This is a genomic window from Parvibaculum sp. (assembly GCF_049672805.1).
In the GTDB taxonomy this organism is placed as follows: domain Bacteria; phylum Pseudomonadota; class Alphaproteobacteria; order Parvibaculales; family Parvibaculaceae; genus Parvibaculum.
In genome coordinates, this window is the sequence record NZ_JBATWS010000372.1 from 1 (window position 1) to 2,209 (window position 2,209).

At 57.3% G+C, this 2,209-nt stretch carries 3 protein-coding genes; all 3 read right to left on the bottom strand.

Features of this window, described 5'->3' with window-relative positions; genetic code table 11:
* The coding region (locus tag WBF74_RS11590) for a twin-arginine translocation signal domain-containing protein (protein ID WP_424439866.1) at window positions 1-175 on the bottom strand (175 nt) is incomplete at its 3' end.
* Window positions 176-284: 109 nt separating this feature from the next.
* Window positions 285-1,610 carry a TRAP transporter large permease gene (locus tag WBF74_RS11595; protein WP_424439860.1) on the bottom strand — a complete coding sequence of 442 codons (1,326 nt, stop codon included), beginning with the start codon at window positions 1,608-1,610 and terminating at the stop codon, window positions 285-287.
* The gene (locus WBF74_RS11600) at window positions 1,607-2,119 is read right to left on the bottom strand and encodes a TRAP transporter small permease subunit (RefSeq protein ID WP_424439863.1); all 513 of its coding nucleotides are present in this window, start codon (window positions 2,117-2,119) and stop codon (window positions 1,607-1,609) included. The genes WBF74_RS11595 and WBF74_RS11600 overlap by 4 nt, the downstream gene beginning before the upstream one ends.
* Between the last annotated feature and the right edge of the window lie 90 nt (window positions 2,120-2,209).

Genomic DNA, 2,209 nt, shown 5'->3' on the forward strand with positions numbered 1-2,209 from the left:
GTTTGATGACGTGCTCTGCGAGCGACGTGCCCGCATAGGTTTGCAGACGCCAACGGATCGGCGACTGGGCTCGTACGATATTCGGCGCGGCGAGTGTGGACGCGCCGACAGCGGCCGCGCCGACGGCGGCCTTTTTCAGAAAATCACGCTTATTAAGATTGGGACGGTCGGTCATAGACAGGCTCCTTCTTCACTAGATGGTTTCAGGCATTGCCGACCAAACGCCGGACCTGCCTTCATGAAGAAACGCAACGTTCACGGAACTCGCCCCCTGATCCACGGGATCAACGGCCGAGGTAGTACTCCGGCAACCACAGAGCAATCTGCGGGAACATCATCAGCAGACTGATGGTAAGCAGCATCAGCCCGACAAAGGGAACGATGGAGCGGTAGATATCCATCAACGATATCTCGGGAGGCGCCATCGCGCGCATCAGGAAGAGATTGTAGCCAAAGGGCGGCGTTATATAGGCGACCTGACAGGTGACGGTGTAAACCACACCAAACCAGATCGGGTTGAAGCCGAGGCTGATGACGAGCGGAATGTAGAGCGGCGCCACGATGACGAGCATCGCCGTATCGTCAAGAAACACCCCGAGAATGATGAAGGAAAGGAGCATCAGCATAAGGATGCCCCAGGGCTCAAGTTCCCATGTATCAAGCAGCAGCGACTGTATGGCTTGTCGTGCGCCGAGCCCGTCATAAACCGCCGCGAAGCAGAGTGCAGCGAGAATGATCCACATGAACATGCAGGTGATGTTCAGCGTCTGGCGCAGCACATCATTCATGACAGTGGCATTGAGACGTCCCCGCAAAAAGGCGGCAAGCGTTGCCAGCAGCGCGCCGACGGCGGAGCTTTCTACGAGGCTTGTGATACCGCTCAGGAAAAGCCCCATCATCGTGCCGAAGATGACGACAGGCAGGATACCGGCGGAGAGCAGGCGGAACTTCTCGCCCCATGTGATCTGCTCACGCTCTTCCTGCGGAAGCGGCGGGCCAAGATGGGGTTGCAGGCGGCAACGTATATAGACATAGGCCGCGAAGATTGTGGCCATCAACAGGCCGGGAATAATGCCTGCGAGCCAGAGCTGCATGACAGGCTGGCGCGCGATCATCGCATAGAGCACGAGCACGACGCTTGGCGGCAGCAGAATGCCGAGCGAACTGCCGGCCTGAATGACGCCCGTCACCATGACCTTGTCATAGCCGCGCTTGAGCAATTCCGGCAGGGCAACTGTTGCGCCAATGGCCATGCCCGCAACACTCAGGCCATTCATCGCGGAGATCGCGACCATCAGGCCAATCGTACCAAGCGCAAGGCCTCCGCGCACCGGGCCGGTCCAGACATGGAACATGCGATAGAGGTCGTTCGCTATGCCCGATTCCGAGAGCATGTAGCCCATGTAAACAAAGAGCGGCAGCGTCAGCAGCGGATACCAGTTCAGCACCTGAAAGACGGCGTTGAACGGCATTTCAACCGCGCCATCGCCCCAGAGAAGGAGTGCGGCAGCGGAACCCACAAAGCCGATCACGCCGAAAACCCGCTGCCCTGTCAGCAGCATCAGCACCATCGAGGAGAACATGAGCAATGTAATAAGTTCAGAGCTCATGGAATTTCCTCACCGCGCATGATCGCGATATCCCGGAAGAAGAAGGCAATGGCCTGAAGCAACATCAGAAAGATGCCGATTGTCATGATGACCTTGATGGGCCAGAGAGGCGGCGCCCATGAGGTGTAGTTCACCTGATTGTAGGTGATTGCATAATCGGTGCTGGAAATGCCGCCGACGAGCAGAGCGGTCAGATAGAAGACGAGCGCAAAAGCCGTGATGGTATCAGCGAAGGCCATCTTGCGCCGCGACAGGCGGCCATAGAACAGGTCCATTCGCACATGTGCATCTTGCTTGAGCGTGTAGCCGCCGCCGAGAAGATAATAGGCTGCGAGCAAGAACTGGCCCATTTCCATGGCCCAGTTGACTGGCGTGTTCATTACCGTGCGGGAGAAGGATGCGTAGAGCATCACTCCGATCATCACGATAATCAGATACATGACGATGCGGCCGACCACATTGTTGACGGCCTCAACATAGCGAACGTAAACGCGTGCAGCTTTCGGCACTTTCCCTCAATCCGCGGGAGTGAATCCTTCCCTGAAGAATCAAGCCGAAACGCCGTATTCCGGCAGAATCCCCCAAGCGCAGCTTCAGAC

What these genes read in the sequence shown, in the direction of transcription:
- WBF74_RS11595 (WP_424439860.1), bottom strand. Translation starts at nt 1,610, where the DNA reads ATGAGCTCTGAACTTATTACATTGCTCATGTTCTCCTCGATGGTGCTG.